Annotated in this window: 22 protein-coding genes; 18 read left to right on the forward strand and 4 right to left on the reverse strand. The window is 68.2% G+C overall.

The genetic code is table 11. The features are described from left to right. Positions 1 to 15 precede the first annotated feature (15 nt). The gene (locus AC1DH3_RS13180) at positions 16 to 2,145 is read right to left on the reverse strand and encodes a protein kinase domain-containing protein (RefSeq protein ID WP_476909495.1); all 2,130 of its coding nucleotides are present in this window, start codon (positions 2,143 to 2,145) and stop codon (positions 16 to 18) included. 104 nt (positions 2,146 to 2,249) lie between these two features. Continuing rightward, complete coding sequence (locus tag AC1DH3_RS13185) at positions 2,250 to 3,653, reverse strand: lytic transglycosylase (protein WP_476909496.1); 1,404 nt, start codon at positions 3,651 to 3,653, stop codon at positions 2,250 to 2,252. Positions 3,654 to 3,968: 315 nt separating this feature from the next. On the opposite strand from AC1DH3_RS13185, the gene AC1DH3_RS13190 reads away from it, so the two are divergent. Then, positions 3,969 to 4,322, forward strand: a complete 354-nt coding sequence (locus AC1DH3_RS13190; protein ID WP_441418891.1) for an Rv2175c family DNA-binding protein — start codon at positions 3,969 to 3,971, stop codon at positions 4,320 to 4,322. Positions 4,323 to 4,435: 113 nt separating this feature from the next. Here AC1DH3_RS13190 and AC1DH3_RS13195 read toward each other — a convergent pair whose 3' ends face one another. Further along, complete coding sequence (locus AC1DH3_RS13195; RefSeq protein WP_476909497.1) at positions 4,436 to 5,530, reverse strand: polyprenyl synthetase family protein; 1,095 nt, start codon at positions 5,528 to 5,530, stop codon at positions 4,436 to 4,438. Further along, positions 5,527 to 6,060, reverse strand: a complete 534-nt coding sequence (locus AC1DH3_RS13200) for a hypothetical protein (protein ID WP_476909498.1) — start codon at positions 6,058 to 6,060, stop codon at positions 5,527 to 5,529. Before AC1DH3_RS13200 ends, AC1DH3_RS13195 begins: the two co-directional genes overlap by 4 nt. Positions 6,061 to 6,157: 97 nt before the next feature. On the opposite strand from AC1DH3_RS13200, the gene dinB reads away from it, so the two are divergent. The 17 genes from dinB (at position 6,158) to AC1DH3_RS13285 (ending at position 26,749) form a co-directional block, all read left to right on the forward strand. After that, a complete protein-coding gene (gene dinB / locus AC1DH3_RS13205; RefSeq protein WP_476909557.1) occupies positions 6,158 to 7,384 on the forward strand; it encodes a DNA polymerase IV in 1,227 nt (408 codons plus the stop codon). Between the two features lie 319 nt (positions 7,385 to 7,703). Continuing rightward, positions 7,704 to 8,075 (forward strand): DUF3040 domain-containing protein, encoded by a 372-nt coding sequence (locus AC1DH3_RS13210; protein ID WP_175321592.1) that lies wholly within the window; start codon positions 7,704 to 7,706, stop codon positions 8,073 to 8,075. A 353-nt stretch (positions 8,076 to 8,428) separates the two neighbouring features. Beyond that, entirely contained in the window at positions 8,429 to 8,857 is a 429-nt protein-coding gene (gene mraZ, locus AC1DH3_RS13215) for a division/cell wall cluster transcriptional repressor MraZ (RefSeq protein WP_056740915.1), read from the forward strand. A 185-nt stretch (positions 8,858 to 9,042) separates the two neighbouring features. Next, complete coding sequence (gene rsmH, locus AC1DH3_RS13220; RefSeq protein ID WP_441418887.1) at positions 9,043 to 10,044, forward strand: 16S rRNA (cytosine(1402)-N(4))-methyltransferase RsmH; 1,002 nt, start codon at positions 9,043 to 9,045, stop codon at positions 10,042 to 10,044. Beyond that, positions 10,041 to 10,712: a cell division protein FtsL gene (gene ftsL, locus AC1DH3_RS13225; RefSeq protein ID WP_476909499.1), complete on the forward strand. Its 672-nt coding sequence runs from the start codon at positions 10,041 to 10,043 to the stop codon at positions 10,710 to 10,712. Before rsmH ends, ftsL begins: the two co-directional genes overlap by 4 nt. Positions 10,713 to 10,757: 45 nt before the next feature. Beyond that, positions 10,758 to 12,560 carry a peptidoglycan D,D-transpeptidase FtsI family protein gene (locus AC1DH3_RS13230; protein ID WP_476892755.1) on the forward strand — a complete coding sequence of 601 codons (1,803 nt, stop codon included), beginning with the start codon at positions 10,758 to 10,760 and terminating at the stop codon, positions 12,558 to 12,560. Between the two features lie 113 nt (positions 12,561 to 12,673). Beyond that, positions 12,674 to 14,329, forward strand: coding sequence for a UDP-N-acetylmuramoyl-L-alanyl-D-glutamate--2,6-diaminopimelate ligase (locus AC1DH3_RS13235; RefSeq protein WP_476909500.1), 1,656 nt, complete (start codon positions 12,674 to 12,676; stop codon positions 14,327 to 14,329). A 6-nt stretch (positions 14,330 to 14,335) separates the two neighbouring features. Then, positions 14,336 to 15,859 (forward strand): UDP-N-acetylmuramoyl-tripeptide--D-alanyl-D-alanine ligase, encoded by a 1,524-nt coding sequence (locus tag AC1DH3_RS13240; RefSeq protein ID WP_476909501.1) that lies wholly within the window; start codon positions 14,336 to 14,338, stop codon positions 15,857 to 15,859. Continuing rightward, positions 15,856 to 16,965 (forward strand): phospho-N-acetylmuramoyl-pentapeptide-transferase, encoded by a 1,110-nt coding sequence (gene mraY, locus AC1DH3_RS13245; protein ID WP_175321598.1) that lies wholly within the window; start codon positions 15,856 to 15,858, stop codon positions 16,963 to 16,965. The genes AC1DH3_RS13240 and mraY overlap by 4 nt, the downstream gene beginning before the upstream one ends. Continuing rightward, on the forward strand, positions 16,947 to 18,548 hold the full coding sequence (gene murD / locus AC1DH3_RS13250) for a UDP-N-acetylmuramoyl-L-alanine--D-glutamate ligase (protein ID WP_441418882.1): 1,602 nt from the start codon (positions 16,947 to 16,949) through the stop codon (positions 18,546 to 18,548). Before mraY ends, murD begins: the two co-directional genes overlap by 19 nt. Before the next feature lie 2 nt (positions 18,549 to 18,550). Beyond that, on the forward strand, positions 18,551 to 20,077 hold the full coding sequence (gene ftsW, locus AC1DH3_RS13255) for a putative lipid II flippase FtsW (RefSeq protein WP_476909502.1): 1,527 nt from the start codon (positions 18,551 to 18,553) through the stop codon (positions 20,075 to 20,077). 6 nt (positions 20,078 to 20,083) lie between these two features. Next, positions 20,084 to 21,211, forward strand: a complete 1,128-nt coding sequence (gene murG, locus AC1DH3_RS13260) for an undecaprenyldiphospho-muramoylpentapeptide beta-N-acetylglucosaminyltransferase (protein WP_476909503.1) — start codon at positions 20,084 to 20,086, stop codon at positions 21,209 to 21,211. A gap of 108 nt (positions 21,212 to 21,319) precedes the next feature. Continuing rightward, complete coding sequence (murC, locus tag AC1DH3_RS13265; protein ID WP_476909504.1) at positions 21,320 to 22,732, forward strand: UDP-N-acetylmuramate--L-alanine ligase; 1,413 nt, start codon at positions 21,320 to 21,322, stop codon at positions 22,730 to 22,732. Continuing rightward, positions 22,725 to 23,627: a cell division protein FtsQ/DivIB gene (locus tag AC1DH3_RS13270; protein ID WP_476909505.1), complete on the forward strand. Its 903-nt coding sequence runs from the start codon at positions 22,725 to 22,727 to the stop codon at positions 23,625 to 23,627. The genes murC and AC1DH3_RS13270 overlap by 8 nt, the downstream gene beginning before the upstream one ends. Positions 23,628 to 23,912: 285 nt before the next feature. After that, entirely contained in the window at positions 23,913 to 25,127 is a 1,215-nt protein-coding gene (gene ftsZ, locus AC1DH3_RS13275) for a cell division protein FtsZ (protein ID WP_175321604.1), read from the forward strand. A 129-nt stretch (positions 25,128 to 25,256) separates the two neighbouring features. Continuing rightward, entirely contained in the window at positions 25,257 to 26,015 is a 759-nt protein-coding gene (locus AC1DH3_RS13280; RefSeq protein ID WP_476909506.1) for a purine nucleoside phosphorylase YfiH/LACC1 family protein, read from the forward strand. Then, entirely contained in the window at positions 26,012 to 26,749 is a 738-nt protein-coding gene (locus tag AC1DH3_RS13285; protein ID WP_476909507.1) for a YggS family pyridoxal phosphate-dependent enzyme, read from the forward strand. The genes AC1DH3_RS13280 and AC1DH3_RS13285 overlap by 4 nt, the downstream gene beginning before the upstream one ends. The last annotated feature ends 5 nt before the right edge of the window (positions 26,750 to 26,754 follow it).

The raw sequence follows: 26,754 nt of genomic DNA on the forward strand, positions 1-26,754 counted from the left end.
CTTATTTGGCAGAAGTCAGGTCACGGTGATCGTGACGAGTGAGCCTTCGGGCTGCCGCCCGGTCTTGTCCTGGCCGGCCACCAGGCCCAGCACGGATGAACCGAAGGCGTAGTTGACCTTCACCTCGAAGCCGGCATCCTTGAGGGCCTGCACCGCCTCCTCCTCCGGCTTGCGGAACACGTCCGGGACCTGGACGAATTTCGGCCCCTTGGAGATCGTCAGGGTCACGGCGCCGCCCTTGGTGAGATTCCCGGTGGCCGGGTCCTGGCCGGCAACCGCGCCCTTTGGCACCTCCCGGTCGAAAACGGCTTCCGGGGCGACGACGGCTTTGAGCCCGGCGGCTTCCAGCGTTTTCACCGCGGTCTCCTGGTCCTTGCCGCGCAGCTCGGGCACCGGGATGGGCCGCGGCCCCTTGGAGACCGTCAGCCCCACGGCTGTCCCGTGCTTGGCGGGGGTGCCTTTGCCCGGCTTCTGGGCCAGCACGGTTCCAGCCGCCGCGGCCTCGTCGTAGCGCTCGGTGACGGGGCCCAGCGCCATGCCGGCGCCATTGAGGGCCGTCTTCGCCGCATCGAGCGACTTGCCCGTCAGCTGGGGCAGGGGAAACAGCTCCGGACCCTTCGAAACGGCCAGCGAGACGGACTGGAATTTCCGGACCACCTGACCCGCCTGCGGCTCCGAGCCGACCACGAGGCCAGGGGACACGTCGTCGTCAAAGACGTCCCGGGTGGTCGACTCGAAACCGGCAGTGCGGAGCAGCTGCTGTGCTTCGGCCACGGTCTTGTTGGCCAACTGCGGAATGGTCCCCGGAGACCCCGGGCCCATGCCGAAGAACCAACCGGCGCCGGCCGCGAGCAGCGCCACCAGGACCAGCACCAGGATCCAGGCCAGGCCCCGGCGCCGCGGGTCGCCCGCCCGGAGGCTTCGGCTGGGGGTCGCGGCAGCACGCTGCCGCGCCTTTTCCTCCTCGCGGTCCTGCTTGCGTTGTGCACGCTTGCTTGCCGGCTCCGGACGGCCGTCCGGAGCATCCTCAGGATAGGCGCCAAACTCTCGTTCCTCCGGCGCGGCGAGCGGACCGTAAGCGCCGGGCCGTGACCTGCCGGCGAGGACGGTGGTGGGGTTGCTGCCGCGGTTGATGACTTCCGTGGGCTGCTGGAGGCCACCGAGGAATTCCGTGTGTGCCTCAGCGGCGGCCGGGCGGGGTTCCGTCGCGGGCCGCCCGGGTGTGGAACCGCCGGGGCCTGCCGCCGCGGCGCCGGCAACGGGCGCCGCAAGGGCGGCCGGGGGCCGCAGGTCCAAGTCGGCGTCGCTGAGGTTGGTGCGGATGTGTCGAAGTTCGAAGAGCAATGCATTGCCGTCGACGGGGCGCTTGTCCGGGTCGTTCGCCGTGCACCACTGCACGAGCTCGTCGAGTTCTTCGGCCAGCCCCGGGACCAGGGCCGACGGCGGCCCGACGGTCGAGTTCACGTGCTGGTAGGCGACCTGGATGGGAACCTCGCCGTCGAACGGCTGGCGACCGGTGATCATCTCGTAGAGCATGATCCCGAGTGAATAGATGTCGCTGCGGGCGTCGGCCTGCTGGCCCAGCACGAGCTCGGGGGAGAGGTAGGCGACGGTCCCGATCAGGGCGCCGGTGCTGGTCGTCGTCGTGATCGCCCGCGCCAGCCCGAAGTCGCCGATCTTGATCCGACCGTCGTCGGCGATGAGCACGTTCTCGGGCTTGACGTCGCGGTGGATGAGGCCGGCCGCGTGTGCGGCTCCGAGTCCTTCCACGACCGGGTCGATCAGCGCCAGGGCAAGCCTCGGCGTGAGGGCTCCCTTTTCCTTGATCACGTCCCGCAGCGTGTGCCCCTTGATGTATTCCATCACCAGGTAGGCCAGCGGGCCGTCGTCGCCCTGGTCCAGGACGCCCACCACGTGCGGGTGCGACAGCCGGGCGGCGGCCTTGGCTTCGCGGCCCAGCCGGTCCAGGAACTGCGGGTCTCCGGCCATATGCGGATGCAGGACCTTGAGCGCCACGTCCCGCTCGAGCCGCCGGTCGGTGGCGAGGTACACCGTGGACATCCCGCCCCGGGCCAGCTTGGATCGAATCAGGTACCGGTTGTCCACCAGGGTCCCGACGAGAGCGTCCGATGTGTATTCCTGCACCCTTTGATCCTAAGCTCTGCACGGAAACGGGCCCGGATTGACATGCAACCCGGACCCGTATCGTTACGCGACGGAGGTCTCAGCCCCGTGCGATGCTGGCGGTTCTAGCTGAAGGTCTTCTGCAGCGCCTTGATCGACGCCACATAGGCCTTCGTATCCTCGTACATGCCCTTCGTGCTCACCGAGTACTGGCCCTGGTAATACCCCGCGACGGCGTAGTCCAGGTTCTTGCTGGTCGCGACCAGTTGGCGGATGATGGCGATGCCGGCCGTGGCGTTGTCGTACGGATCCAGCAGGTTCAGCTTGCGGCCCACGAGTTCCGAGGCCCACCCTCCGGAGGACGGAATGACCTGCATGGTGCCGATCGCGTTCGCGGGGGACACCGAGCGGTGGTTGAAGCCGGACTCCTGGTAGGCGAACGCCATGGCCAGCGACGGCGCCACACCCATCCGGCGCGCGGTGTCCGCCACGATCTGCTTCATCTGCTCGCGGGTGGGAACCGGCGAGGCATTCAGCAGCGCCTTGTTCTGGTTGGCGGAGCTGACGACAGCCTTCGGGTAGCTGAACCCCAGGAACGTGCTGGGCACGAGCGGGGTCACGGTCGCCGCGGGCTGGCTTGAGGCGGGCTTCAAGGTCCCGGTGCCGGCACCGGGAATGACGAGCTTGTGGCCGGGGTAGATGATGCTGCTCATGGTCAGCCGGTTCGCCGACAGGACGGCGGAGAGCTTTACGCCGTGCCGGGCGGCAATGCCGGAGAGCGTGTCACCGGATTTGATCGTGTAGGACCCCGAGCTGACTGGGGCCGGGGCGGGCTTGGGGGCGGGCTTCGGCGCCGCGGTCCGGACCGGCGCGGGTGCTGCCGCGGCGGGGCCGATGTTGATCCGCTGGCCAGGGTGGATTACCGAGCGCATGTTGAGCCCGTTCCGGCTGAACACGTCCGACAGCTTGACCCCGTGGCGGGCGGCAATGCCGCTCAGGGTGTCGCCGGACTTGACCGTATAAACGCTGCCGGCGGACCGGACCGGAGCAGCCTTCGCCGGAGCAGCCTTCGCCGGGACTGCCTTGGCCGGAGCTGCCTTCGCGGCGGGGCCGCCGGTGAGCTTGATTTTCTGGCCAGGGTAAATCACGGAGTTGGCGCGGAGCTTGTTCAGCGTAAGGACGGACTGGGTGCTCAGTCCAAACTTGTGGGCGATCGCGCTGATCGTATCGCCGCGGACGATCGTGTACTGGGCCGGTGCGGCGACCTTGGCGGGGCGGAACGCGGTCGGCAGCGCTACCGCAACCTCGGTTGCCGGAATCCGAGCCGAGGGCAGTGCCGCGGCGGCCTGACCCTGCGCCTTCATGGCCGCCGCCAGCGTCGCCGGGATCGCCCGGGGGCGGGATTCGGCAGCAGCCGGTTGTGCGATCGCCAAGGAGGAGAGCATGACGGCGGGGAGAGCCGCCGTCGTCGCCGCAATCAGCGGGAGGCCGGGCCTCGGGTTGGGCTTTGGCGAACGTGACGTCGTCATGGGAAAGATCCTCTTCTCAGCGGCGAACCCTGCAGCACAGACAGTGTTACTGGTGTTACCAGTGTGACTGAAGATACTGCAGTTACAAATGTGATCTATGCGAATCTCTCATGAATTGCGAATTAGCACAAGAACTGTTTGACATTCTGCAACGCGGCTAATGGGAGTGTCGGCCCAGGGGCCCCGGCCGGGGCCCGCGAAGGCGTCCGCGCCGGCGGCCATTTCGCAGTCCCTTTTATACGCCGGGTTAAGCGGTCGCATTATTGGGTCGTGGCTGACTAGGCGCATTCAGCCCCGGCATGGCAATCTTGATCCGTGAGTACTGTAGAAAGCCTTGTAGGCGAATGGCTGCCCCTGCCCGACGTAGCCCAGCTGCTGAACGTTTCCATCACTAAGGTTCATGCGCTGCTTGACGAGCGCGCGCTGGCGGCAGTGCGGATCGGCGACCGGCGGATCCGTTCCGTGCCCGCGGCGTTCATCCAGGACGGCCACCCGGTGGAGAGCTTGAAGGGCACAATTGTTGTCCTCGCCGACGCCGGCTATTCGGACGAAGAACTCATCACCTGGCTGTTCACGCCGGACGAGTCCCTGCGCGGCCGTCCGATCGATGCCCTCCGCGAAGGGCGCAAAACCGAAATCCGCCGCCGGGCACAGACCATGGCCTGGTAGTACGGCCCAAAAGTAAGCTCTGGTAATACGGCAAAGGCCGTGGACGGCGGATCCCGCTGTCCACGGCCTTTTTCGTCTCCGTTTTCGTCTGCCTGCGTGTTTTGGCCTTGCGTTTAGGCGGTGCGGCTGACGGCGGCCTCAGCCAGTTTCCGGAGCGCGGTCTTGGGCAGCTCCTCCAGCGGCAGCAGGTCCAAGGCGTCGAAGGCGGCCCGGCCGAATTCCTCGATCAGGACCTCCGTGGCCTGCAGTGCCCCGCAGTCGACAATGATGCGGCGGATCTCCTCGACGTCGGCGGTGCTCAGGTCCGGGCTGCCCAGCTTCGCGTCGAGAAAGCTCGATTCCGCCGGCGCGGCCTGGTCGAGGGCGAAGGCCACCAGTACCGTACGCTTGCCCTCGCGGAGATCGTCACCGGCCGGTTTGCCGGTGGTGACCGGGTCGCCGAAGACGCCCAGGACATCGTCGCGGAGCTGGAAAGCCTCGCCCAGTGGGAGGGCGAACGCGGAGTAGCCGCGCAGCAACTCGTCGGAGGCGCCGGCCAGGGCGCCGCCCAGCGCGAGCGGATGCTCGGTGGAGTACTTGGCCGATTTGAAGCGGATGATCGACTGGGCGCGGCTGACGGCGCCGGCACGGTCGCGGTGCGGCCCGGCCACCTCTTCCAGGATGTCCAGGTACTGGCCGGCCATGACTTCGGCGCGCATCAGGTTGAAGATGAGCCGGGCCTGGCTGCCCGAGGCGGCCCGGTCGCCGATTTCGGTGAACGATTCCTCGCTGAAGGACAGGCACAGGTCGCCGGTCAGGATCGCCGCCGCGTGGCCGAAGCGCTCCGGATCCAGGGCCCAGCCCTGGCTCGCGTGCAGTTCACTGAAGCGGCGGTGCACGCTGGGGCCGCCGCGGCGGGTGTCCGAGCGGTCAATGATGTCGTCGTGGATCAGTGCCGCGGCCTGGAACAGCTCCAGCGCCGAGCCGGCCGTGACCACTTCGCGGGCTCCGGCGCCGCCCCCGGCCCCGCGCCAGCCCCAGTAGCACATCAGGGCCCGGAGGCGCTTGCCGCCGGTGACCAGGTTGGAGATGGACCCCATCAGCGGGTCGATGTCGGGGGAAATGGCGGACATCACCGTGGTGCGGGCGGTGAGGAAGTCGGTCAGCTTGCCGGCGACGGCGGCCACGAAGTCCGTCTGCTCAACCCGCAGTTGTTCGGCCAGGCTCACTGGACGGACTCGGCGGCGACGTTGGCGCCGATCGTGAAGGTGGAGACCCCGGCGGCCTCGACGACGGCGAGATTCACGGTTTCATTGTCCCCGCGCAGGAAGTCCTTGGACGCCACCGAACCGACGGTGCCGCCTGGGACTGCCTTGAAGCCCTGGCTTTCCAGTTTTTTGCTGTAGTACGCGACCACTCCGGCCGCCGGCGAGGTGATTTTCGCCACCAGGGCGACGGTCGCGGGAGCACCGTTCTTGTCGAAACTGCTGGATTCCACCTGTGCGCCAGGCATGACCGGCAGCAGCTTCTTCGGGAAGCCCGCAACCAGGGCACCCACAGTGGCGGAGGTGCCGGGCTCGGCGGACGGGCTGGGAGGGGCCGTGGTGGAGGGTTGGGCGGTGGACTGCGCCGCCGGCGCAGACGCAGACGCCGAAGGCGACGGGGCTCCCGGGCCGGGGGTGCACGCGGCCAGGGCCAGCAAGGCGCCGGCGGCGGCCACGGCCGTCACGGCGCGTTTGCGCTCTCCAATAACCTTCACGGGGACATTCCTCCTGGTGTTGACGCCGGATCCAGCCTCCAGTTTAGTCAGTACCTGCGCATAGGATTGATGCGTGGGGCCGGACAGGGAAAATCACATCGATAAACACAGCGGGACACAATACAGCGAGGCGGGCCTTCGCGAACTCCGGCGCAGCAGCATCCTGCACGTGGACATGGACGCCTTCTTCGTCTCGGTGGAACTGCGCAGCCGTCCGGAGCTCAAGGGACGCCCGGTGATCGTGGGCTATCCGGCGGACCGCTCGGTGGTCCTCTCGGCTTCCTATGAGGCCCGCAAGTTCGGGGTCAAGTCAGCGATGCCCATGGCGGTGGCGGCGCGGATGTGCCCTTCCGCCGTCATCATCGAACCGCGGCACAAGCTGTACTACGAGGTGTCGGGACAGATCATGGCCATCTTCGGATCGATCACCGACCTCGTGGAACCCCTGAGCGTCGACGAGGCCTTCCTCGACGTCGGAGGTGCCATCCGGCGGCTCGGTCCGCCCCGGGACATCGGCGAACTGATCCGGCGCAGGGTCGAGGGCGAGCTGGGCATCACGGCGTCGGTGGGGATCGCGGCCAGCAAGTTCGTCGCCAAGATCGCCTCGACCCGGTGCAAGCCCGACGGCCTGCTGCTGATCGGTCCGGACGAGACGGTGCCCTACCTGCACACCCTGCCGGTCAACGCCCTCTGGGGAGTCGGTGCCAAGACCGTGGAAGTGCTCGCCCGGATGGGGATCCGGACGGTCGCCGACGTCGCCGCAACGCCGCTGCCGTCACTGCGCAAGATCCTCGGCGCCACGGGGGAGCACGTCTACCGGCTGTCGTGGGGGATCGACCCCCGGCCGGTGACGCCGGTCCGGCTGGAAAAGAGCATCGGGGCGGAAGAGACCTTTGCGGTGGACACCGCCGACGACGCCCTGCTGCACCGCGAGCTGCTCCGGCTTTCGCACCGCACGGCGGAAAGGCTCCGGAGCGCCGGGATGCATGCCAGGACGGTTGCCTTGAAGCTGCGTTACGCGGACTTCTCCACAATTACCCGCAGCCGCACCGTCAGCACGCCCATTGACAGCGCCCAGTTGCTTTACGGCGTCGCCGTGCAGTTGCTCGAGTCCGTTGGCCAGCGGCCCATGACCGTGCGCCTCGTGGGGATTAGGGCGGAGCAGCTCGAGGAAGCCGCCCAGGCGCCGCTGCAACTCAGCCTGGACCGCCGGGATGACAACTGGCGCGCCGCCGAGCAGGCCCTGGACCGCGTCACCCGCAAGTTCGGCAACAAGTCGGTTCTCCCGGCCCGGTTGCTTGACCCGGGGCCGGCCGCCGAGTGAGCTGGCAGTGCACGGGTGCAGGCCGTCCCGGTCGGCACTGGCGGGGCTGCGTCCAAGGGGCGGGCAGGCGCCGCGAAGCCGGGCCTAGCGTCTTTCAGAACAGGGCGCAACAATCTATCCTTAGATATACATAGTTTTCGAACGACTGGATCGAACGTTCGGGTTGCCGGCCATGCCAACTAAACACCTTTCAGGGAACCACGGATCCTTATTTCACCAATGACGGGAAACAAGGAACCAGCCGGCCATCCCGGTCGTTAGGGTTTTACGGACAAGGACCGCGTCAAATCTGGACGTTGGTCGACTTAAGGAGGTCGTGATGCCGCTCTCGGAGCACGAACAGAAGTTGCTTGAGCAACTTGAGAAGCAGCTGCACGAGGACGATCCCAAGTTTGCCAGCTCGATGGGCTCGGATCCGGGTCGCTCCTGGTCCACCCGTCATCTGGTCATCGGGGTCCTCGGTGCCCTCGCTGGCATCCTGTTGCTGTTGCTGGGCGTCTCGTTGCAGAGCATCATCGTGGGTGTCCTTGGCTTCGTCGTCATGGGTGCCGGCGTTTACTTCGCGACCATGCGCAGCGCGGGCGGCAAATCCAAGTCCGGAGCCGCCGGCCGGAAGCCGGGCAAGCCGCGCAGTTCCTTCATGAGCAACCTGGAGGAGCGGTGGGAGGAAAGGCACCGCGGGGACGCCTGACACGTTCCCGGTTCCGTCGCCGCAACCGCCCCTCCATTCCGCCCCACCGCGACCTCCGGTAGGCACCTAAAGACCCGCTTCGGCGGGTCTTTTGCCGTTAAGCCGGGCATCGACTGCTGCGTAGGTGCCCTTCCGGCTGCCCGGCCTCCCCGGGGCAAATCCCTCCACTGCGCCCCACTTTTGACGCTTCCCTTTATTTGCAACGGACATTTGTTTGAAAACTCGCCCAAAATTGCTCCAAAATGTCCCCGATGTCGTTGACGGGGGAGCGAAGTGGAGTAATGTGGAGGACGTAAGAGGGTAGTGGCAGCACAGGGGACGTTGGACTTCCTACAACAGACAGGCGGTGGGCCGTGTTTCTCGGCACTCATTCGCCACGTCTGGACGAAAAGGGTCGAATCATCCTCCCGGCGAAGTTCCGCGAGGAACTTGCCGCCGGCCTGGTTCTCACAAGGGGCCAGGAACGTTGCATCTACGTCTTCAGCGAGGCGGAATTCGGCCGGGTTCACGAGCAGATGCGGGAGGCTCCAATCTCCTCCAAGCAGGCTCGTGACTACATCCGCGTTTTCCTCTCTGGAGCCTCCGACGAGGTACCTGACAAGCAGGGGCGCGTGACGATTCCGCCGGCGCTCCGGGAATACGCAGGTCTCGGCAGGGAACTGGCCGTCATTGGCGCCGGCACCCGCGCGGAGATCTGGGACGCCCAGGCCTGGAACGAGTACCTGGCCGAAAAGGAAACAGCCTTCTCGGAAACCGACGACGCCATCCCGGGGATTCTCTGAAGCCCCGCAGGCGCCGGCACCATCAGCACCAACCGTTTCTTGATCGAGATCTCCAGCCGCCCATCCGGCAGTTCACCTGGCTCACTTCCCCGGAGCCAGGCGGGCCGCAGGGTAGGCGCGGATGGGGATCTGGACCAAGAAGCACACCACCCGACAGGTACTTCCCGCAACGAAAGGACGCAGGCATGAGCGAAGACTCCAACCAGGCGAAGCCTACGTCCGAACGCCATGTACCGGTCCTCAAGGACCGGTGCATCAATTTGTTGGCACCGGCTTTCGAAGAAGCGCGACGCCGCGGCGAGACGCCCGTCGTCGTCGATGCGACGCTCGGCATGGGGGGCCACTCCGAAGCCATGCTGCAGCGGTTTCCGGACCTGCACCTGATCGGCATCGACCGTGACGAGGAGGCTCTCGCCCTGGCCGGCGAACGCCTCAAGCCTTTCGCGGACCGAATCGACCTGGTCCACGCGGTGTACGACGAAATCCCCGAGGTCCTGGAAGACCTTGGCTTCACTGAAGTCCACGGCATCCTGATGGACCTCGGCGTTTCCTCGCTGCAGCTCGACGAGCGCGAACGCGGCTTCGCCTACTCCTTCGACGCGCCGCTGGACATGCGGATGGACACCAGCCGCGGCCAGACCGCCGCCGACGTCGTGAACAACTACAGCGAAGAAGACCTCGTCCGGATCATCCGGAAGTGGGGCGAGGAGAAGTTCGCCGGCCGGATCGCCAACCGGATCGTCGCCGCCCGCGCCGAAAAGCCCTTCACCACCACCGGGGAACTTGTCGAGACCATCCGCGCCGTGGTGCCCTCCGGTGCCGCCAAGTCCGGCGGCCACCCCGCGAAGCGGACCTTCCAGGCCCTCCGGATCGAGGTCAACGAGGAACTCGAGGTCCTGGAGCGTGCAATTCCGGCGGCCGTGGCCTCGATCGCCCTCGGCGGCCGCGTTGTCGTCATGTCCTACCACTCGCTGGAAGACAAGATCGTCAAGGGAGTCTTCCAGGCCGGTTCCAAGTCCTCGGCCCCGCTCGGTTTCCCGGTGGAGCTTGAGGAACACAAAGCCGAACTCAAGACCCTGACGAAAGGCACCGAGGTGCCCACCGCCGCAGAAATCGCAGAAAACCCACGCGCTGCCTCCGCCAGGCTCCGCGCCGTGGAACGCATCAAAGCCAGGAGAGTCGCATGAGCACCGCCGCCGTCAACAGCTTCCCCGTTGCCACAGCTGCCACAGCCCGTGCCCTCCCGGACCTGCACCCGGGTGCGCCCGCACGCAAGTCCCGCACCCCGCTCTCCGTCGTCCGCTCCGTTCCGCGCAAGCGCCGGGCACCGTTCGTCGTGATGTGCTTCAGTATCCTGGCCCTTGCGCTGATGGCGGTGCTGGTGCTGAACATCTCCGTCTCCTCGGCGCAGTACCAGCTGGTGGAGCTGCGGGCCAAGCAGTCCACGCTGACCAAGCAGAACCAGGACCTCACCCAGCAGGTGCAGAATTTTGACGCCCCGCAGAACCTGGCTGCCAAGGCCACGGAGCTGGGCATGGTGGCCTCCACGGTCAAGGGCCAGATTGACCTGTCCACCCTCGCGGTGACCGGCCAGGCCAAGCCCGCCGTCAAGGGCGACGCCCCCGGTGCCGTCATTGCCGCGCCGGCCGTTGCCGGCCAGGTCAATGTGGTTCCGGCCGCCACGGCGAATGAACCCCTCCTGAGCCGCAAGCCGGCCGCGAGCATTCCGGCAGCTGCAGGCGGTGCACCGGCCGTGCCCGCTGCAAAGGCCCCGGCCGTCCGGGCGCCAGCCCTGTCCGTGAACCTTTACGGCGGCTCCGTTCCCGCCCCCGCGCAGAAGGTCCCCGGGAAATAGCCGACGGGACCGACCACCAGCCCAGGCAAGCAGCAAGGAAACATCGTGGCGCAGAACACCGGCAAGGCACGGACAGGCAAGACGCCGAGCGCCACGCGGCGACTGCGGCTCGGGCTGGGCATCATGCTCACGCTCCTGTTGGTAGTGGGCGGGAAGCTGTTCCTGGTCCAGGGCCTCGACGTCGGCGGCATGGCTGAGGCAGCCCTCAAGAACCGGCTGAAGCCGATTGAGCTGCCCGCGGAGCGCGGCAGCATCCTTGACGCCAACGGCACCGTCCTGGCCAGCAGCGTGATCCGTTACAACGTCGTGGTTGACCAGACCGTCAACACCAACACCGAATCCTTCCCGCGGCTCGAAAAGGTCGACGGGAAGGACACCGTCGTCAAGATCCCGCGTGACCAGGGCATCGAAGAGCTCGCGACCGTGCTCGGCATGAAGAAAGACGACCTCAAGGCGGCGGTGACCGGGACGTCGCGCTACTACATCGTGGCGAAGGACATCAGGCCCGACGTCGAGGACCGCATCTCCAAACTCCAGGTGCCCGGCATCGTCACCGAGGGCACCAGCAAGCGGGTCTACCCCAACGGCTCGGTGGCGGGCGGAATCGTCGGCTTCCTCAAGGACGGCACCACCGGTCAGGCCGGGCTGGAGCAGACCCAGGACGAGGTGCTCAAGGGCACCGCGGGCAAACGGCTGTTCGAGATTGGCGCCGACGGGCTGCGCATCCCGGTGGGCGTGGACCAGTTCACGCCGGCCGTCAACGGTAAGGACATCAAGCTCACGCTGAACTCGGACCTGCAGTACTTTGCCCAGCAGGCCATCCAAAGCCAGAAGGACAAACTCAGCGCGGAGTGGGGCATCATCGTCGTCTCAGACGCCAAGAATGGCAACATCATCGCGATGGCCGACACCGACGCGCCGGACCCCAATGATCCAGGCAAGGTCGCCGCCAAGGACCGCGGAGTCCGTGCGGTGACCGCCGCCTACGAGCCGGGCTCGGTGGAGAAGATGATCACCGCCGCGTCCGCCATCGAGGAGGGCACCGCCCGGCCGCTGGATAAATTCATCATCCCGCCGAGCTACACGGTGGACGGCCAGACGTTCACCGACGCCTTCGAACACGGCACCGAGAAAAGGACCTTGGCGGGCATCGTCGGCTATTCCATGAATACCGGGACGGTCATGGTGGGCCGGCGGCTCAGCAAGGAAAAACGGCACGACTGGCTGCAAAAGTTCGGCATCGGCGAGGCACCGGACATCGGCTTGCCCGCCGAGTCCAAAGGCATCCTCACGCCGGCCGACCAATGGGACGGCCGCCAGCAATACACCGTGCTCTTCGGCCAGGGCGTGGCCCAGTCGACGCTGCAGACGGTCCGCGCCTACCAGAGCATCGCCAATGACGGCGTCATGGTCCAGCCGCGCCTGATCGACAGCTACATCAACCCGGACGGCACCGAAGAGAAAGTCCCGGCCAAGCCCACCCGCCAAGTTGTCTCCAAGAACACCGCCAAGCAGGTCCGCGACATCCTGGAAAGCGCCGTCACCGAAGGCGAGATCAAGGACGCCGCGATTGACGGTTACCGCGTGGGCGCCAAGACCGGCACCTCCGAGTCGCCGTGCGACGACGGCAAGTCGGGTTTCTGCGGCTACACGGCCTCGATGGTGGGGATGGCGCCGATGGACGATCCGCGGTTTATTGTTGAAGTGGTCCTGCAACGGCCCAAGGGCAGCATCTACGGCATCACGAACGGACCCGTGTTCCGTTCGGTCATGAGCCAGACGCTGCGCACGTACAACGTTGAGCCGTCCACCGGTAAACCGGTCAGGCTGCCGCAGTACGCCAAGTAGCACCCAGCTTCACGAGTCAGCAGCAACAACCAGTTCCACGCAGCAGGGCCTGCGTGCGGGGCAATCCTCCGCGCGCGGCGCACGCTGCCCCAGTACCGCAAACGGAGATCCCCTTGTCAGAGCTCAATGCCCAGGACGCGGCCGCCGCGCCGTCCGGCCAGGACTCCACTTCGGCGTTCCGGCCGACGGCGGTTGCCGCGGTGCCGCTCGAAACCATCGGTGAGTGGATCGGCGTCGTCGTTCCCGGCTCCTCCGCCGCCGTCCCGGTCACCGGGATCTCGCTGAACTCCCGGGCCGTCCGGCCGGGGGACCTGTACGTCGCCCTGCCCGGTGCCACCCGGCACGGCGCGGACTTTGTGTCCCAGGCGGTCGACGCCGGCGCCGTCGCGGTACTGACCGACGACGCCGGCGCCCGCCTCCTGGCGCTCTCCAACGACATCTCCGTGCCGGTACTGCTGACCGATGAGCCGCGCAGCCTGGTCGGGCGCCTCTCCGCGCTGATCTACCAGAGCCGGCCGGAGCACTCCGCGGCGCCGGCCCTGTTCGGCGTCACCGGAACCAACGGCAAGACGACCACCACCTACTTCATCAACTCCCTGCTCCAGGCGCTGGGCAAAAAGACCGGGTTGATCGGGACCATCGAGATCCTGGCCGGCGGCGAAGCGATCCCCAGCCTCCTGACGACCCCCGAGTCGACGGACGTGCACGCCCTGCTGGCCCTCATGCGCGAACGCGGCCTGGACGCCGCGTCCATGGAGGTCTCCTCGCACGCCATCTCCTTCCACCGGGTCGACGGCGTGGTGTTCGACGTCGCCGGCTTCACCAACCTCACCCAGGACCATCTGGACCTGCACGGGACCATGGAGGAGTACTTCCAGACAAAGGCCCGGCTCTTCACGGCAGAGCGCGCCCGTGCCGCCGTCGTGACCGTTGACGATGAGTGGGGCCGAAAGCTGGCCGCCGACGCCGGCATCCCCGTCACCACGCTCGCCACGGGCTCCGACGCAGCAGAAGCGGTTGCTCCGGGAGCGGACTGGAGGGTTGTGGACCCCCAGCCGCGCGGCCTCGGCACCGAGTTCGGCCTGCGCCACCGGGACGGTACCGAACTGCGCCTGCACACCGGGCTGCCCGGCAGCTTCAATGTCGCCAACGCCGCCCTGGCCACGGCCATGGTGCTCGCCACCGGTATCTCCGCGGCCGAGGTGCAAGCCGCCCTGGACAGCGCGGACCCCTTCACCGTGGCCGTCCCCGGCCGTATGCAGCTCGTTGCGACGGCTCCGGCCGCCGTGGTCGACTTCGCCCACAACCCGGATGCCCTCGCCCGGGCGCTTGAGGCAGTGCGCTCCCAGACGCCGGGGTCCAAGGTGATCGTCGTCTTCGGCGCCACCGGCCAGCGCGACCAGGGCAAGCGGCCCGCGATGGGAGCGATTGCGGCCCGGCTTGCGGACATCGTGATCGTCAGCGACGACGACCCGCACGATGAGGACGCGGCAGCCATCCGCGCCGACGTGATGGCCGGAGCCATCGAGGCCAAAACCGCGGAGGGCCTCGGCTGCACGGTCCTGGAGGTCTTCCCCCGCGACGCCGCCATCCGCAAGGCGGTGGAACTCGCCGGCCCGGAGGACACCATCCTGGTTGCCGGGCGCGGCCACGAGGTCTGGCAGGAAGTCAAGGGCGTCAACCTGGCGCTCGATGACCGGGTGGAGCTGCGGACCGCCTTGACAGTACGAGGATTCACCGTTCTCGATGACCAGCGGATAGAGTCCTAAACCGAGATGATTGCATTTACAGCGGCGGAAATCGCCGAAATAACCAACGGCCGGCTGGCCGCCGAACCGGGCCTCACGCCCGGCTCTGTGGTGACCGACTCCCGCGAGGCCACGGCGGGTTCCCTCTATGTGGCCAAGCCGGGGGAGGCCGCCGACGGGCACGATTTCGTGGCCGCCGCCTTCGAACGCGGTGCCGTCCTGGCCCTAGTGGAGCGGGACGTCCCCGCCGCTGACGGGCAGAATTTCCCCGCAGTCGTCGTTGCGGACTCGGTCCTTGCCATGGGCGCCCTCGCTGCTGAAGCGGTGCGCAGGATCCGTGCCCGCCGCGCAGCCCGCGGCGAGGAACTCACCGTGATCGGGATCACCGGGTCCGCGGGAAAGACCACCACCAAGGACCTGCTGGCCGGGATCCTCGCCGAACACGGCGAAATGGTGGCGCCCCAGGGTTCCTACAACGGCGAGGTCGGCGTTCCGCTGACCGTCTTCAAGGCCGGCTATGAGACCCGCTACCTCGTGATCGAGATGGGCGCCACCGGCGTCGGGCACATTCGCTACCTCGCGGACATGGTCCGCCCGGAGATCGGTGTGGTGCTGGCCGTCGGCACGGCCCACGCCGGTGAATTCGGCGGCGTCGAAAACATCACCCTGGCCAAGGGCGAACTGGTCGAGGCCCTCCCCGCCGACGGCACGGCCGTGCTGAACCTGGACGACGCGAGGGTGGCTGCGATGTCCGCGCGGACCTCCGCGACGGTCCTCGGTTTCTCCGCCCAGCCCGCCCGGGGCGGCCAGCAGGCCGCCATCCAGGCCGAAAACGTCGAGTTGAACGCCGGGGGAAGCCCTGAATTCGACCTCCTGCTTCCGGGCGAGAGCGCGCGGCACCACGTCTCGGCCAAGCTGATCGGGGCCCACCACGTGGGCAACCTGCTCGCCGCGGCCGGGGCGGCCCACGCCGCCGGAATCCCCGGCGCGCAGATCGCCGCCTCGCTGAGCGCCCAGGCGGCTGCCAGCCGCTGGCGGATGGAACGCACCGAACGGCCCGACGGCGTAACCATCATCAACGACGCCTACAACGCCAACCCCGAATCGATGCGCGCCGCCCTGCGGACGCTGGCGGACCTGGGCCGTGGCCGCCGGACCTGGGCCGTGCTCGGCGCGATGCTGGAACTCGGCGAGGAGTCCATCCGGGAGCACACCGCCGTCGGCACCCAGGTGGTCCGGCTCAACATCTCCCGGCTGCTGGTAATCGGACGCGAGGCCCGAGCGCTCTACGTCTCGGCCGTCAACGAGGGCTCCTGGGGGGACGAATGCCTGTTTGCCGAAACCGCGGACGAAGCCTACGAAATCCTGCGCTCCGAACTGGAGCCCGGTGACCTCGTCCTCTTCAAGTCTTCCAACAGCATCGGGCTGCGCCATCTGGGGGATCGGATAGCATTACCCCCACATGCGCCGGACGCGCCGGCCGGAAGCTCGGCCGGAAACGCTGCTGAATCCGCCGCCGGAACCGCCACTGAAGGGAGTGCGCTGCTGTGATCGCACTGCTGATGGGCTCCGGTCTGGCCCTGCTGCTCTCCTTCCTGGGGACCCCGCTCTTCATCCGCTTCCTGGTCCGCAAGAGCTACGGACAATTCATCCGGGACGACGGACCCACCTCGCACCACACCAAGCGCGGCACGCCGACCATGGGCGGGACGGTGGTGGTGGTCGCGGTACTGGTCAGCTACGGCATCACGCACCTGGTCATGTGGATGATGAACCCCCGTTCGCCGGGGCCGTCCGCCTCGGCCCTGCTCCTGCTCTTCCTCATGGTCGGCATGGGCCTGGTCGGGTTCCTGGACGACTTCATCAAGATTTCCGCGCAGCGCAGCCTGGGCCTCAATGCCAAGGCCAAGCTGATCCTGCAGGCCGCGGTCGGCATCATCTTCGCGGTCCTGGCCCTCAACTTCCCGGACGAGAACAACGTCACACCGGCGTCGTACCAGATCTCGCTGGTGCGGGACATCCCGTGGCTGAACCTCGCGTTCGGCGGCACCGTGCTGGGCGCCATCCTGTTTGTGCTGTGGTCCAACCTGATTGTCACCGCAGCGACCAACGGGGTAAACCTCACGGACGGCCTGGACGGCCTGGCCGCGGGCGCCTCCGTGATGGTCTTCGGGGCCTACACGATCATCGGGATCTGGCAGAGCAACCAGGCCTGCGGCTCGCCCCGGCAGGCCGGCGCCGGCTGCTACACCGTGCGTGACCCGCTCGACCTCGCCTTGCTTGCCGCCATCCTCAGCGCCGCGCTGGTCGGGTTCCTGTGGTGGAACACCTCGCCGGCGAAGATCTTCATGGGCGACACCGGGTCGCTGGCCATTGGCGGCGCCGTCGCCGGCTTCGCCATCCTGTCCCGGACCGAACTGCTGCTCGCCTTCATCGGCGGCCTCTTCGTCCTGATCACCCTCTCGGTCATCATCCAGGTCGGCTACTTCAAGATCACCAAGGGCAAACGGTTCTTCAAGATGGCCCCGCTGCAGCACCACTTCGAACTCAAGGGCTGGGCGGAAGTGACCGTCGTGGTCCGGTTCTGGATCCTCTGCGGGCTCTTCGTCGCCGCGGGCCTGGGCATCTTCTACGCCGAATGGGTGGTGCTGCTGTGAGCGGGAACATTCCCGAGCCGCTGGCCACGTCCCCGCGGCTGGACACGCTGACCAGCTGGGACTCGGACTGGGCCGGCCTCCGCGTGGTCGTCACCGGCATCGGCATCTCCGGTTTCGCCGCCGCCGACACCCTGATCGAACTCGGCGCCCGGGTGGTCGTGGTGGACGCCGCGGACAGCGCGAAGGCCCGCGCCCAGGCGGACACCCTCCGGATCGTCGGTGCCGCGGACGTACTGCTCGGCGACGACGCCGTCGCGTCGGTGCCCAGGGTCGACGGCGAGAAGCCCGAACTGATCGTTACCTCGCCCGGCTGGCGGCCCGACCAGTCCCTGCTGGCCGCCGCCGCACGGGCACACATCCCGATCTGGGGCGACGTCGAACTCGCCTGGCGGGTCCGGGAACGCGAGGGCCGCAAGACGGCCGACTGGCTCACCATTACCGGCACCAACGGCAAGACCACGACCGTCGGCCTGACCGAATCGATGCTGCAGGCCGCCGGACTCAAGGCGATCGCGGTCGGCAACGTCGGCACGCCGATCCTGGACGCCCTCCGCGACCCGGTGGACTACGACGTCTTCGCCGTCGAACTCTCAAGCTTCCAGCTGCACTGGAGCCACTCCGTGTCGCCGGTCGCCAGCGTGTGCCTGAACGTCGCCGAAGACCACGTGGACTGGCACGGCTCCTACGACTCCTACCTGGCGGACAAGGCCAAGGTCTACGAGCGCACACAGAAGGCGTGCATCTACAACGCCGAGCAGATTGAAACCGAGCGCATGGTGGAAGACGCCGACGTCGTCGAGGGTTGCCGCGCGGTGGGCTTCACAACCGTCACCCCGGCGATCAGCATGGTCGGCGTCGTCGAAGGCCTGCTCGTGGACCGCGCCTTCATTCCCGAGCGCAAGGACAGCGCCGCCGAACTGGCGGCAATGTCCGACCTCGGACCCGTGGCGCCCCGGCACATGGTTGCCAACGCCCTCGCCGCGGCCGCCCTCGTGCGCGCCTACGGGGTGGAGCCGTCCGCCGTTCGCCAGGGGCTGCAGAACTACCTGCCGGGGGACCACCGCATCCAGCCGGTCGCCCGCCACGAAGGCGTGCTTTGGATCAACGACTCCAAGGCCACGAACCCGCACGCCGCGGCCGCCTCACTGTCCGCTTTCCAGAACGTGGTGTGGATCGCCGGCGGCCTGTCCAAGGGTGTGAATTACGACTCACTGGTCCGGGACAACGCCGCCCGGCTCAAGGCTGTGGTGCTGATCGGCACGGACTCGTCCGGCCTGCTGGCCTCGCTCCAGCGACACGCGCCGGATGTCCCCGTGATCGGCCAGGCCAAGGGTGACACTGAAAACGTGCAGACTGCCGAAACGGCCCACGCCGACGCAGGCCCCTCGCCAATTTACGGCGAGACCGTGATGGCACGGGCCGTCGCGTCGGCGGCACAGCTGGCCACCTCGGGGGACACTGTGCTTCTGGCCCCGGCAGCTGCATCCATGGATCAGTTCTCTTCCTATGCTCACCGTGGCGACGCCTTCATCGAAGCTGTCCGCGAGCTCGTGGAAGGGCAGGCTCAGACCACCGAGGAGTAGCAATGGTCAGCACGCCCACCCGTCCCGCCGCGGCGCGGACGGCCGCCCCAGGCAGTCAACCAAGCAGCAATACAGCCAGGACACCCGTTCGGACGGCGAGCACAAGAGCCGCGGCCGCCGGACCGGTTCCAACACCCGCAGCCCGGGTCCGGGGCTGGTACCGCGGCTTCTGGTCGGCACTGGAAGGCACCGGCAAGTCCCGGAACGGTTCCACGTACTACCTCATCCTCGGCTCCACCCTCGCGCTGACCGCGATCGGCATCATGATGGTGCTCTCCGCGTCGAGCGTGGAGGCGATCGCGGCAGGGGAGTCGCCCTACTCCGCAGCCCTGAAGCAGGGGCTTTTCGCGGCCATCGGCGTCTTCGTCATGTTCGTCCTGTCCCGTGTGAACGTGGTGTGGCTCAAACGCATCGCCTGGTTCGCCATCCTCGGGGCGCTCGTCCTGCTGGTCCTGGTGCTCCTGGTGGGCCGCAGCGCGCTGGGCAACCAGAACTGGATCGAAGTCGGCGGTATCACCTTCCAGCCTTCCGAGGCGGCCAAACTGGCGCTGGCGCTCTGGATGGCCACGGTGCTGCACGCCAAGGCCAAGCTCCTCCATCAGGCCAAGCACGCCCTGATTCCCGTGGTGCTCCCGGGGGCGGCCGGGGTGATCGGCCTGATCCTGCTGGGCAACGACCTCGGCACGGCCATGATCGTCATGATGATCACGGCCGCCGCCCTGTACTTTGCCGGGGTGCGGCTGTATCTCTTCGGCATCGCCGGTGTGGTCCTGGCCGTGGGCACGGTGGTGCTCGCCATCACCAGCCCCAACCGGGTTTGCCGCATCCTGTCCTGGACAGGACAGACCTGCGCCGACGGCTCGGACGTAAACTACCAGTCCACCAACGGCCTCTACGCCCTGGCCTCCGGCGGCTGGTTCGGCGTCGGACTGGGCCAGAGCCGGCAGAAGTACAGCTGGATCCCGGAGGCCCACAACGACTTCATTTTCGCCATCATCGGCGAAGAGCTTGGCCTGATCGGCACCGTCGTGGTCCTGGTCCTGTTCGCGGTCCTGGGCACGGCCATCTACCGCGTCGTGGTGGCCCAGCAAGATTTGTTCCACCGCGTCCTCGCCGGCGCGATTATGGTGTGGCTGCTGGGCCAGGCCACCGTCAACATGGCAGTGGTCACCGGCTTGCTCCCCGTTATTGGCGTACCGCTGCCGTTTATCTCCTACGGCGGCTCGGCCCTGCTGATGTCGCTATGTGCCATCGGCGTAGTGTTGTCGTTGGCCCGGGCCCAGATGGAGCCGAACATGCAGCCGAAGGGGATGCTCAAGTTCGGGCCTGCCGGCTTCGCCAAAGTACTCCGCAAGCGGGCGGGGGCCAGGAGCGCTGCCAGACGTCCGGCCGCGGCGGCGTCTGCCAAGGCCCCGGCTGCCAGGCCGGCTGCCAGGCCGGCTGCCGGACCGATTACAGCCAGCTCGCCCGGCCGGAAGCCCGGCACCAGGACCCCCGCCCCCAAGAATCCCGCACGGAAGCGTACCTAGCCCACCATGAACACCAAGTCGTCCCTGTCCGTCGTCCTCGCCGGCGGCGGCACTGCCGGGCATATCAGCCCGCTGCTGGCCATCGCCAACGCCATCCTTGAGGTCCGGCCCGAGGCGCAACTCCTCGCCGTCGGCACCCCCGGCGGCATGGAAGCCCGCCTGGTCCCGGCCGCGGGGCTGGAGCTCGCCACGGTCAGCCGGGTTCCGTTTCCACGCAAACCTTCGATCGAACTGCTGCGGCTCCCCGGCAAGCTCGCCGGCGCCGTGCGGCAGGCCGGCGCCATCCTCGACGAAGCCGGGGCAGACGTCCTCGTCGGCGTCGGCGGCTACGTCTGCACGCCGCTGTACCTTGCCGCGTGGCGCCGCAAGATTCCGATTGTGGTGCACGAGGCCAACACCCGGCCCGGGCTCGCCAACCGCGTCGGTGCCCGGCTCAGCCGGCATGTGGCCGTAGCTTTCGCCGCGACCAGGCTGCGCGGGGCGCGGCACGTCGGCATGCCGATGCGGCGCGAAATCTCGGGCCTGGACCGGACGGTGGCCCGCGAGGCCGCACGCACGGCCCTCGGCCTGGAACAGGACAAGCCCACCCTGATCGTCACCGGCGGCTCCTCCGGCGCGCAAAGCATCAACCGCGCCGTCGCCGCCTCTGTCACGGCCCTGGCCGAGGCCGGCATCCAGACCCTGCACATCACCGGGCGGGGCAAGACCGTCCATGATGCCCAGGGCAAGCTGCTGGCCGCGCCCGGCTACCGCCAGGTGGAGTACGTCGACGGCATGGAACTGGCCTACGCCGCCGCCGACTTGCTGCTGGCGCGCTCCGGCGCCGCAACCGTCTGCGAGGTCGCCGCCGTCGGCGTCCCGGCCGTTTTCGTCCCGCTTCCGATCGGGAACGGCGAGCAGGCCCTGAACGCGGCCGGCCTGGTCGACGCGGACGCCGCGCTCCTGGTCGAAGACAGCGCCTTCGACGCCGGCTGGGTCGCCGGCCACATCATCCCGCTGCTGCGTGAGCCCGCCCGGCTGGACCGGATGGCCGTCGCCGCGGAACAGCTCGGCATCCGGGACGCAGACCGGCGGATGGCCGCCCTGGTCCTCGAAGCCGCGCAGTCCCCGGGCAGCACCGCCGCAACTCCGTGACCAGAACAGAACCGACCGGAACAGCAGCTTTGAACACCGAGCGCTTTGAACGACCGAGCACTTTGAACGACCGAGCACTTTGAACAGCAGGCAGGAAGCGGTAAAGCAATGACCCAGGCCCAGAACGGCACCCCGCCGGCGGTCCGCACCCAGGACTCCCTGGGGCGCGTGCACTTCATCGGCATCGGCGGCGTGGGGATGTCCGCCGTCGCGCGCATCACGGTGGCCCGCGGCGTGCCGGTGAGCGGCTCCGACGCCAAAGACCTGCCGGTGATGGCCGAACTCGCCGCGGCCGGCGCGCGGATCGCCGTCGGCTATGACCCGGCAAACCTGGGCGACGCGCAGACCGTCGTCGCCGGTTCGGCCATCCGCCCGGACAACCCCGAGCTGGCCGCCGCCCGCGCCGCCGGGCTACCGGTGCTGCACCGCTCCGAGGCCCTGGCCGCGACGATGGCGCAGGACACGGCCGTCACGGTCGCCGGCACGCACGGCAAGTCCACCACGACGTCGATGATCACGGTGCTCCTGCAGGGCGCCGGGCTGGACCCGTCCTTCGCCATCGGCGCCAACGTCCCCGCCCTGGGGGTCAACGCGGCCACCGGAACCTCCCCGGTCTTCGTCGCGGAAGCAGATGAATCGGACGGTTCGTTCCTGAACTACCGCCCGCAGATCGCGGTCGTGACCAACGTCGAGCCGGACCACCTGGATTACTACGGCACGGCGGAGGCCGTCTATGCCTCCTTCGACCGCTTCACCGAGCTGCTGCCCGCTGACGGCCTGCTGGTGGCCTGTGCCGACGACGACGGCGCCCGCGCCCTCGCGCTGCGCACCCGGGACCGGGGCAACACCCGCGTGCTCCTCTACGGCACCGCGGCGGACGCCGAGGTGAGGCTGCACGACGGCGGACCGGGCGACGTCTGGATCTCGACGCCCGCAGGCCGCTTTGCCGTCGAACTCCAAGTGCCCGGCCGGCACAACGCGCTCAACGCCGCCGCGGCCTTCGCGGTGGCGCTCGAACTCGGTATCGCCCCGGAAACCGCCGCCGGCGCGCTGGCCAACTTCTCCGGCGCCTCACGCCGCTTCGAATTCAAGGGCGCGGGCCGCGGCGTGCGCGTCTACGACGACTACGCCCACCATCCCACCGAGGTCCGGGCGGCCCTCGCCGCGGCTCGCTCGGTGGCCGGCGAACACCGGGTCCACGTCCTCTTCCAGCCCCACCTGTTCTCCCGGACCCGGGAGTTCGCGCACGAGTTCGCGGAGGCCCTCAACGCCGCTGACACCGCGCTGGTGCTGGAGATCTACCCGGCCCGGGAAGATCCCATTCCCGGCGTTACCAGCCAGCTGATCGCGGACCACCTCGGCCGGGGCGGACGGCTGGTGGGCCCCGGCGACGAGGCTGTCAAGGCTGTGCTCGAGGCCGCGGCTCCGGGGGACATCGTCCTCACGGCCGGCGCGGGCGACGTCACTGCCTACGGCCCGCTCATCGTCGAGGCGCTGACGGTCGAGGCGCCCGGTGGCTAGCACGCGCCGGCCCCCGTACCCCACCGGCCCGCGCGGGTCTGCCTCCGACCGGCCGGCGGCAGGGCAGGAGGACGTCATTTCGGCGTCCAAGGCGGACCACGCAGGCACCTCTTCCGCCGGCACGACCCCAGCCGGAGACCCGGCCGGGGCCGGCACGCCGGAGCCTCAGCGCGGGAATGTGCTCGCCTTCCCCGAACCGAAGGCCAAACGGCGGCGCCGGATCATCCTCACGACGGTGGCCGCAATTGCGGTGCTCATCGCAGGGATCGTGGCAGCGGCCGTGTACTCGCCGTGGCTTGCCGTTCACACCGTCACCGTGGAGGGCAACCGGATCCTCAGCACTCAACAGGTCAAGGCCGCCCTGGCGCCGCTTCAGGGCAAGCTCCTGACACAGATCAGCGATGAGGAAGTGAGCGGGCTGTTGCAGCCGCTGGTCCAGGTCAAAGCCGTCACCACCCAGGCCCGGCCGCCGTCCACGCTTCAGGTCCGAATCACCGAGCGCGTCCCGGTGGCTCTGGTCAAGCAGGCCGAGGTGTACCAGCTGGTCGACGTCGACGGCGTGCAGCTCGGAAAGGCCAAGGACCCGGCTTCGATAAAGCTTCCGGTCATCGAAGGCGGCCGAGGCGCGCTGCCCAAGGACCTGTTCCACGCCATCACCGGGGTTCTCGGGGCGCTCCCGCCGGACGTCCTGGCCCGGCTCTCCGATGCCTCGGCCAAGTCGGTGGACGCCGTGGAACTCAAACTCGTGGACGGCCAGACGATCGTCTGGGGCAACGCGGGGGAGAAGGAGCTGAAAGCCAGGGTGCTCACGGCCCTACTGAAGGCGCCCGCGGATCCCAAAAACCCAGTGGCAATCTACGACGTCAGCGTGCCCCGGCACCCGGTCACCCGATAGCTCTCCATCACTTATATCGCGCCGTGCGCGGGCGATAGTGGAAATGGTGCATCCGCCGGGACCCGGCGCAGCCACCAGGCAGCAAAAAAGCAGAAACGGACGGCATTTCACCGGTATTACCGCGACACGCGGAGCCGGTTATTGAATGTCCTCTGGATAGGAAATAGCGTCACAGACATGAGTTACTTGACATAACTATAACCTTCAACTGGAAGGTTAAGGTTCAAAGCCTCAAGCTCGACTCCATCAGTTTTCGCAATAGAACACGAACAAGGGACACGTAACGTGGCAGCTCCGCAGAATTACTTGGCCGTCATCAAGGTCGTCGGCATCGGCGGCGGTGGCGTGAACGCAGTCAACCGCATGATCGAGGTCGGTCTTCGCGGCGTCGAATTCATCGCCATCAACACGGACGCGCAGGCGCTGTTGATGTCCGATGCAGACGTCAAGCTCGACGTCGGACGCGAACTGACCCGCGGCCTGGGAGCCGGTGCGAATCCTGAGGTCGGCAGGCAGGCAGCAGAGGACCATGCCGACGAGATCGAAGAGGTCATCCGTGGCGCCGACATGGTCTTCGTGACCGCCGGCGAAGGCGGCGGCACCGGCACCGGCGGCGCACCCGTCGTGGCCCGCATCGCACGCTCCCTCGGCGCGCTGACCATCGGCGTCGTCACCCGCCCGTTCACCTTCGAGGGCCGACGCCGCGCCGGCTCCGCCGAAGCCGGCATCGACGCCCTGCGCGACGAGGTCGACACTCTGATCGTCATTCCGAACGACCGGCTGCTCTCCATCAGCGACCGCAACGTCTCTGTGCTGGACGCTTTCCGCTCCGCCGACCAGGTCCTGCTCTCCGGTGTCCAGGGCATCACCGACCTGATCACCACCCCGGGCCTGATCAACCTTGACTTCGCGGACGTCAAGTCCGTGATGCAGGGTGCCGGTTCCGCGCTCATGGGCATCGGTTCGGCCCGCGGCGAAGACCGCGCCGTCAAGGCTGCCGAGCTGGCCATCGCCTCGCCGCTGCTGGAGGCCTCCATCGACGGCGCCCACGGCGTCCTGCTCTCCATCCAGGGCGGATCGGACCTGGGCCTGTTCGAAATCAACGAGGCAGCCCGCCTGGTGCAGGAAGTGGCCCACCCGGAGGCCAACATCATCTTCGGCGCCGTGATCGACGACGCCCTCGGCGACGAAGCCCGCGTGACCGTCATCGCGGCCGGGTTCGACGACGTCAAGGCCACCTCGCCGTCGATGGACCAGTCCCAGCCCGCTCCGGCCCGCCCTGCCGCTCCCGCCCCGGCTCCGGCCCAGGCGCCCGCTTCCGCGCCGGTCCAGCCGCTGCACGCCGGCGTCGGTGCGTCCGGGCTCAGCAACTGGGGCCAGCAGCGCCCCTCGGCCGTGCCGGCCGACTCGGGCTTTGATGTGGACCTGCCCTCCGTCGTCGAACCGGATCTCTCCGGCCGCCACTCGGACGACCTGGATGTGCCTGACTTCCTGAAGTAGGCATCGGTCCAAGAAGCAGCAATCAGCACCATGGCACTGCCTCCGGCGGTGCCATGGTGCTTTGGCGGGGTTACGGTGTTTGGTATGGGTTTTTCAATGATTCCGGTTCCTGAAGTGGCGGTGTGCTGAGTGTTCTCCTGGCGAGCTGAGGTGCGGCCCGGTGTCTGGGCGGCCTTCACCAACGTTGCGGCGGGCAACCTGGCGCTCCATGTCGGGGACAACCCGGCCGCGGTGCGCCGGCGCCGGGAAATGCTCGAGCGGGCCGCCGGGCTCGGCTCACGCCGCTTCCGGTTCATGAACCAGGTCCACGGCAGCGAGGTGGCCCTCATCTCCAGCGCCGGCACTGCCCTGGCCTCCGGCCCAGCGCACGCCGATGCGGCCACCGCCGATGCGCCAACCGCCGACGCCATGGTCTCCACCGGGGAGCCGCTGGCGGTCATGGTGGCCGACTGCGTGCCGATCGTGCTGGTGGGAGAGGGCGGCCCCGCGGAGCCGGTGCTCGGCGTCGTACATGCCGGAAGGCCGGGCCTGGCCGCCGGTGTGGTGCCGGCCGCGGTGGCGCGGATGCGTGCTCTGGGAGCCGCGGACATCAGTGCCTGGATCGGCCCTTCCATCTGCGGGACCTGCTATGAGGTTCCGGAAGCCATGCGCGCGGACGTCGCGGCAATCGTCCCGGCGGCCTGGTGCACGACCGCCCAGGGCACCCCGGGGCTGGACCTGCCGGCCGGGGTCCGCAGCCAGCTCGAAGCCGAGGGGGTCGCCGTCGAATACTCCGGCGGGTGCACCCGCGAGGACGAGGGCCTGTACTCCTACCGGCGCAACAGCCGCACGGGCCGGTTTGCGGGCCTGGTCTGGACCGGCGGCGAAGCTGCCGGAGCAGCCAAATGACCGTGCCGGCTGCAGCGGCAGGAGATCCGCGCCTCGAGCAGCTCCGCGAACGGCTCGACGCCGTGCGGCAGCGGATCAACGCCGCGGCGGCCGACGCCGGACGGGACGCCGCGCCGCAGCTGATCGTGGTGACCAAATTCCACCCGGCCGAGGATGTCGCGCGGCTCGCCGCCCTCGGCGTCACCGACGTCGGCGAAAACCGCGACCAGGAAGCAGCGGACAAGGCGGCCCGGCTGCAGGAACTGCAACTGCGCTGGCACTTCATCGGCCAGCTGCAAAGCAACAAAGCCAAATCCGTCGTGAAGTACGCCCACGCCGTGCATTCCGTGGACCGGCCGCAACTCGTCGACGCCCTGGCCAAGTCTGTACGCGCGGAGCAGGATCGAACCGGCCGCGGGGACCTCGAGTGCTTCATCCAGGTCAGCCTGGACGAGGACGCCGACGGGCACCGCGGCGGCGCATTGCCCGCGGACGTCCCGGCCCTGGGCGAACAGCTCTCCGCGGCGGCCGGACTCCGGCTGGCCGGCGTGATGGCCGTGGCGCCGCTGGGTGCGGCGCCCGAGGGGGCGTTCGAAAAGCTGGCGGAAATCTCCGCTCGGCTGCGCGCTGACCATCCGCAGGCCACGGCCATCTCCGCCGGAATGAGCCAGGACCTCGAAGCGGCCATCCGGTTCGGAGCGACACACCTTCGAATAGGCTCCGATATTCTCGGTCCGCGCCCGGCCTTGCGGTAGGTTCA

It is taken from the genome of Arthrobacter sp. 05L428, from assembly GCF_056397665.1.

Coding starts and splice junctions, on each gene's coding strand:
- AC1DH3_RS13185 (WP_476909496.1), bottom strand. CDS start 3,653: ATGACGACGTCACGTTCGCCAAAGCCCAACCCGAGGCCCGGCCTCCCG.
- AC1DH3_RS13285 (WP_476909507.1), top strand. CDS start 26,012: ATGACCGTGCCGGCTGCAGCGGCAGGAGATCCGCGCCTCGAGCAGCTC.
- ftsL (WP_476909499.1), top strand. CDS start 10,041: ATGAGCACCGCCGCCGTCAACAGCTTCCCCGTTGCCACAGCTGCCACA.
- murD (WP_441418882.1), top strand. CDS start 16,947: ATGGGTGGTGCTGCTGTGAGCGGGAACATTCCCGAGCCGCTGGCCACG.
- ftsW (WP_476909502.1), top strand. CDS start 18,551: ATGGTCAGCACGCCCACCCGTCCCGCCGCGGCGCGGACGGCCGCCCCA.
- rsmH (WP_441418887.1), top strand. CDS start 9,043: ATGAGCGAAGACTCCAACCAGGCGAAGCCTACGTCCGAACGCCATGTA.
- AC1DH3_RS13210 (WP_175321592.1), top strand. CDS start 7,704: ATGCCGCTCTCGGAGCACGAACAGAAGTTGCTTGAGCAACTTGAGAAG.
- murG (WP_476909503.1), top strand. CDS start 20,084: ATGAACACCAAGTCGTCCCTGTCCGTCGTCCTCGCCGGCGGCGGCACT.
- AC1DH3_RS13240 (WP_476909501.1), top strand. CDS start 14,336: ATGATTGCATTTACAGCGGCGGAAATCGCCGAAATAACCAACGGCCGG.
- murC (WP_476909504.1), top strand. CDS start 21,320: ATGACCCAGGCCCAGAACGGCACCCCGCCGGCGGTCCGCACCCAGGAC.